We start from the raw sequence: 5,275 nt of genomic DNA on the forward strand, positions 1-5,275 counted from the left end.
CGCCACCCGCTACGACAAGACCGCCGAGTCCTACCAGGCAGCCGTCACCCTCGCATCGCTCCTGATGTGGGCCTGACATTTGAAGACAACTCCTAATGAGCCTGCATCGGCGGCTGTCCGTTCCATCCACTTCCGCACCTTCACTGCTTGCTCGATGCGGTTGACGATGTCCTTCTTGGACGCCGTGTCCAAGGTCTCCGAGATCTTGTCGAAGGTGTCGGGAAGGACATCGAGGAGACCCCAGATCTGCTCGCCGGTGCTGACGGTCAGCAGTTGCTGGCACCTCCACTGCAGCGGCACCTCAGGACGGTGCGTGAGCCGCTGCACGAGTGTCGGGAACAGGTAGTGCGTCGCTTCTGCGGCGAGGTGCTCTCGGAGCCAGTCGACCGGGAGCCGCTGGCTGAAGCCATGCATGGCGGCCTCCTGGGCCAGGTCCAGGAGCTGAGCGGTGTCGACGGCTCGGACGGTGCGGGGAAGGGTCGGGGTCATGTCGCGATGATGCCAAGAAGCCAGTGCGGCGCCGAGAGGTCAGCTGGGCCGGGATGCGATCTGCTGACGGGCAAGGCCCCATACGTCCTCGAACTCCTCGAAGGTGAGTTGTTCGGGGTCGTGGCCTTCCCATTCCGAGACGGGCAGCTCGGCGGTGATCCCGAATCTGCTGTCGTAATCACCGAGGCGGCCTGCGTCGCGGGCCCGCTGCCACTCGGCGAGGGTAGCAGCTGCGATTGGGTTCAGCTCTGGCCCTTCGAGTTCGACCTGCCGGATCACCCAGCCTTCGGCGTCGACCTCGAAGTAGAACCAGATGTCGTCCTCGTCCCAGTAGCAGCGCATCCATGTGGTCACCAGGCCATGATGCCGGGCCAGAGGCGCCGCCCTACTCCGCTCTGTCTCATGACTGGGCGATGAATCCTGCGGATCGGTCGAGCTGGAAAGGAGAACCGACCCGGGTTGGATCCCAGCCTTGATCCCGTGCCTCTCGAATGCTGGCAACAACGTGAGCCGGACGAATGGGCTCCGCCTCGACGCCCACCCAGTTGCTGGGATGGGCCTGACCGCTGGTGACGATCAAGGTCGTGCCCGGCTGGTTGCCGCTGGCCGCTTCAACCGCACAGGTCAGCGGTGTCCAGCAGAGGCCCTGCATGTAGGAGGGCTTCCTGCGGATCCGCCAGCGGTACTCGATCCCGTCAACGGTTATGCGCCGGGAACCCTTCTTGTTCAGCGCCATCTTCGCCTTCTCCGCTGTGGGACTCTGCTGTGTTGCCGCGGTCGCGAAAAGCAGGTTGCACGCGAACGTACCGAACGTTGTCGCCGACAAGCGTCTTCGGGACTACGGATGGGTTGATCAACCCATAATTGGAGTCAGTGCCGAGCGACTCGGCGCATCGCACCCGCCCCGGGTGCACTCACTGCGATCGGAGAGCATCGTGAAGAACAGCCCGTTGTGGCGAGTGGTTGACAACGAGAGTGGTAGCCAGTCCATCGTCAGCACGCCCTCCGAGGCGGTCGCGTTCGTCAACAGCCGGTTCGACACCGATGACGACGACGAGCCGTTCAGCATCACCGAGGTCGGTCCTCTCCTTCCGAAGCCGCTCGGGGTCATCACCGCATGGGCCGCCGAAAAGGACGGCGAGCGAACCGACGGGCGTACTGCCCCGATCACCATCAGGCCGGTTGTGACGGACAACGCCGGCGAGTGCGATGACGTAGTGCTCTGGCGCAACGTGTACGTCTCCTGGGACCACGACATGTACACCGTCGAGGAGCCGGACAGCTCCGAGTACAGCGAGGCTTACAGCGCAGCTGAGTTGAGCGGGATCCTCGACGAGTACGCCGACGACTACGAGTACGCGCCTGAAGGGCCTGAAGGGCCTGAAGGGCCCGACAGCCACAGGTGGCCGAAACCGGAAGAGTTGATCACCTACGGCGCCCAGGAGTGTGCCAAGCGGTTCGGGCACCTCGACGATGACGCCCTGCTGTGGCTCGCTGCCACCCGCATCACGCTCGCCGTGTGGCGCAACACACCCGTCGAGAACTGGCATGCCGGGAAGAGCCCGCTCCACGACGGCACAATGATGCGGATCAACACGGCAACCACCCGACTCGTGCGCTCGATGCTGTCGTTCGACCATGTCGACTGGATCGGTCTCGGTCTCGCGATCGTCAACCCGTCCCGGGTTCTACCGACCGGGCAGTCTGTTCTCGAGCTCGGGCTGGCCTGCCACAATCCTGACGACCCGGCGCACGAGGCTGATCCGCGCGAAGAACTCGCGAAGATGGCACAGGACGCGATCGCTTGGGGGCGAGCGTACTGCCTTCGCGAGAAGACGTTCGGCCTGCGAACCCTGATCGAATTCTTCTGCGCGTCCGACAACGGCTGGTTCGGAACACCGAGTTGGGGGCGCATCGTCGATCGGTTCACTACGGCTGTCGACGACCGGGAGAATGCGCACTGGCACGTGCACCGAGACAAGCCTTGGTTCGACGAGTGGTTCACCAACCGCCCGGTCGACATTGCGGACACCACGGAACTTCGTCGGCTGCTCCATGCCGGGCCCGACCTGCTGTCCGAGGAGGCCGCCGAATGGTGCGTGGATGGTGCCATCGGCTACGTCTGCCGGGACGACCACGCGAACGGCTGCCTGCAGTGCGGCATCCCGCTGGCAACGGAGTCCCCCAACGAGTAAACGTGGGCGCCAGCGTAGAAAAGCAGCAACCCACTGACCGCGCTCTCTCTTGCCTACTGCGACCTGCGAATCTCAGCATGGTGTCGGATCCGACTTCCATCCGACACCGACCGTGAGATTCCGACACGGAATTTGAGATCCCACAGAAATGGCAAAGGACAGTTCGCCGGGAGCAGACGGGAAAGATCGCCAAAGGGCTGGTGGAAGTCGCAGGGGCATGTCAACGTAGACGACCTTCCCTGAAAACCCCAGGTCAGAGAGGTGATTCCGTGGCAGTGGATGCGCTGCAACCTGGATTTGCCACGATCCGCGAAGCCCTTCGGCTCCGCTCATGGAGGCTCGGTCCCGGTCAGCCGATGCGGGTGATCGACCAGTTCGCAGAGGCTGAGTTCACGCACGTCGTGGATGACCGTGCCGATGTCCACATCAACAGCCGTGATGGCCGGTTCTACCTCGGTTGGTTCCCCAACGGACGGCCCGGCGGAGCCGACGAGGACTGGGTGAAGGACGAAGGGTGGGTGATCGCCGTCACCGGCACGGCGAGTGCTCCTGGCTACAAGATGTCCTTCGGGACCGAGACGCCGGCCGATATCGTCGCCGCCGCCGTGGCACGCGTGCTGGAGACTTCCCGGCGCCAGTAGCGCTCCGGCTTGAGCCGGAAGTCCTTCGCCGAAGGGCACTTTTTGCATCCGGTGGCAGCGCATGCCGCCACTCATCGCGCTCCCTCATACAAGGAGGATGATTGTCCGTGCCTCATACGGAGTTGACTGTCGGCGATCTCATTGACCTGTTGTCCGCCTGCGATCGAGGCGCTCCGGTGCGACAGGCGATGAACCCGTTCTTCCCGATGGCGCACCGCGTGGAGCGGGTTGTCCAGGCCACCGACGAGACCGGCCTGCCTGTTGTCTACCTCGCCGAGGGCCGGGACGCGGACACGCAGCTCGGACACCTGCCGCGGGAGGTCGCTGTCGAACTGGCCTGGCAATCTCCGGTCCAGGCTCCCCCGCGTCGGCCGCGCCGCAGCGCCGGCGGCAAGTAGAACCACACCGAGTCTTTGGAGGCGCCCCTGCATCCCGAGTTCCCACCCGACCCGCCCCTCCCGCACGGAGTCCCGCCCGCGTACTGGGTCGGCCCCCGGCATCTGGCCGGTGATGACGGACGGCTTTACGACGCCGTCGCCGATACGCTCGCCGGCCTGGGCTGGACGAGCCTGACGATCGTCCGCGGACGGCAGGTGCCGGATGAGGCACCGCAGGACCGCCAGGTCCTGCGCAGCACTGTCCTGCACATCAGCCCCGACACCCTTCGCTGGGCCCAGTGGGTCCTGGCGGACGAGCCGTTCCATCTGGGGGAGCTGCCGATCGCCTGGCAGGTCTCCGCTCGCGCGGACACGAGCAGTCCGCTCGCGCAGTGGTCCGCCTACTTCACCCCCGACGTCCCGGGGGAGGCCCTGGCCGACTTCCTGGTCGCGCTCGACGCCTGCGACCAGCCTGCTGCCCCGATGGGCGGCCCCGAGCTGGTCCTCGACGCGGTGACCGCGCATGGCTGGTTCCGTGACATCGACCAGCCGCATGCGGGAGCGATGGATTCGACTTTCGCCTCGCACATCAGCCTCGGCGAGGTGCCACCCCTCATCCAGGACGCCGACCCGCGCGTCCTGGCGGCGGAGACCGATGAGGCGGGTCCGGCCGGGTGGCAGGCGTGGGCCGAGCCGGTGCTGGGGGCACCGTGCCTGTGGGCCGCGTCCTTCGGTCCCAGCGTGCCGCACGACCTTGTGGCGTGCTTCGCCACCACGCTCAGCTCCACCGCGCCGGTCCTGCGCCGTGTGCTGCCCGAAAGCACCCGGGAGCGACTCCTGCGCGCACCGGCCGGCTAACGATGGCCGACTCGTGCGCTTCCTTGAGGCTGGGGATAGCGCTCGGCCGCTTTTTGCCTTCCCGTCACCTATGAAGCCCGGCTCCCCGAGAGGGAGCCGGGCTTCATACTGCCCAGTGTGGGGCGCCCAGGCGAAGATGGTTGTGGCCGCGCGAACCGAAATCCTCCTCGCCGGCATTCCTCAGCCCGTAAGCTGGCCTGTTCTGCCTACACAAGCGGAGCAGTTGCAAACGTGAGCGAGTCCGGAGGGCCGTGGCGACCAACGGAGCATGGAGCCAACATCGGCCACACGTCTGCCTGGATGGCGCACCGGAAGGTAGCGCTCGACCTGCACCGGATGTTAAGCGAGGACGATAAGGACCACGCGCTCACCGATGCCCCGTACACGGTCATGGCCCTTCGCCACGTGGTGTCGAAATGGCCCGTACACATGTGAAGACCGAGGCAGCAAAGGCACTGTTGCGCGAAGCGCTCACCACATTCGACCGTGCCGTACCGGGCGGCAAGAAGGCACGAGATGTCATCGGGCACTTCGACGAATACGCCATGGGTGTCCGGTCTCTGTGAAGGTGGCGAGACTCGGATCGATCACGGCGAATCGACTGAGTCGCGGGTGGGCGTTACGGCTAGGGCCTTTTCTTCGGATCATCTCGCCGACCAGATGAAGATGGCGGCGAGGTGGAGTCCGGCGAGGTAGATGGTGGCGGTCTTGTCGT

At 65.4% G+C, this 5,275-nt stretch carries 8 protein-coding genes; 5 read left to right on the forward strand and 3 right to left on the reverse strand.

From position 1 onward, the window contains the following. Positions 1–30: 30 nt before the first annotated feature. Genes AB0A97_RS41435 through AB0A97_RS41445 form a run of 3 tightly spaced genes read right to left on the reverse strand, consistent with a single transcriptional unit; the run spans position 31 to position 1,225 of the window. Complete coding sequence (locus AB0A97_RS41435; protein WP_361161237.1) at positions 31–489, reverse strand: hypothetical protein; 459 nt, start codon at positions 487–489, stop codon at positions 31–33. Positions 490–528: 39 nt separating this feature from the next. Continuing rightward, positions 529–843: a hypothetical protein gene (locus tag AB0A97_RS41440; RefSeq protein ID WP_361161240.1), complete on the reverse strand. Its 315-nt coding sequence runs from the start codon at positions 841–843 to the stop codon at positions 529–531. A 46-nt stretch (positions 844–889) separates the two neighbouring features. After that, the gene (locus AB0A97_RS41445) at positions 890–1,225 is read right to left on the reverse strand and encodes a hypothetical protein (protein WP_361161243.1); all 336 of its coding nucleotides are present in this window, start codon (positions 1,223–1,225) and stop codon (positions 890–892) included. 199 nt (positions 1,226–1,424) lie between these two features. Here AB0A97_RS41445 and AB0A97_RS41450 point away from each other — a divergent pair, with 199 nt between their 5' ends. The 5 genes from AB0A97_RS41450 to AB0A97_RS41470 all read left to right on the forward strand — a co-directional run bounded on the left by AB0A97_RS41450 (position 1,425) and on the right by AB0A97_RS41470 (position 5,126). After that, positions 1,425–2,684: a hypothetical protein gene (locus AB0A97_RS41450; protein WP_361161246.1), complete on the forward strand. Its 1,260-nt coding sequence runs from the start codon at positions 1,425–1,427 to the stop codon at positions 2,682–2,684. Between the two features lie 269 nt (positions 2,685–2,953). Further along, a complete protein-coding gene (locus AB0A97_RS41455) occupies positions 2,954–3,325 on the forward strand; it encodes a DUF317 domain-containing protein (RefSeq protein ID WP_361161248.1) in 372 nt (123 codons plus the stop codon). Between the two features lie 107 nt (positions 3,326–3,432). Next, the gene (locus AB0A97_RS41460; RefSeq protein WP_361161251.1) at positions 3,433–3,723 is read left to right on the forward strand and encodes a hypothetical protein; all 291 of its coding nucleotides are present in this window, start codon (positions 3,433–3,435) and stop codon (positions 3,721–3,723) included. A gap of 15 nt (positions 3,724–3,738) precedes the next feature. Continuing rightward, positions 3,739–4,560, forward strand: coding sequence for a DUF317 domain-containing protein (locus AB0A97_RS41465; RefSeq protein WP_361161254.1), 822 nt, complete (start codon positions 3,739–3,741; stop codon positions 4,558–4,560). 416 nt (positions 4,561–4,976) lie between these two features. Beyond that, positions 4,977–5,126, forward strand: a complete 150-nt coding sequence (locus AB0A97_RS41470) for a hypothetical protein (protein WP_361161257.1) — start codon at positions 4,977–4,979, stop codon at positions 5,124–5,126. Positions 5,127–5,275 lie beyond the last annotated feature (149 nt).

This window comes from Streptomyces sp. NPDC045470 (assembly GCF_040646595.1).
Lineage (GTDB): Bacteria > Actinomycetota > Actinomycetes > Streptomycetales > Streptomycetaceae > Streptomyces.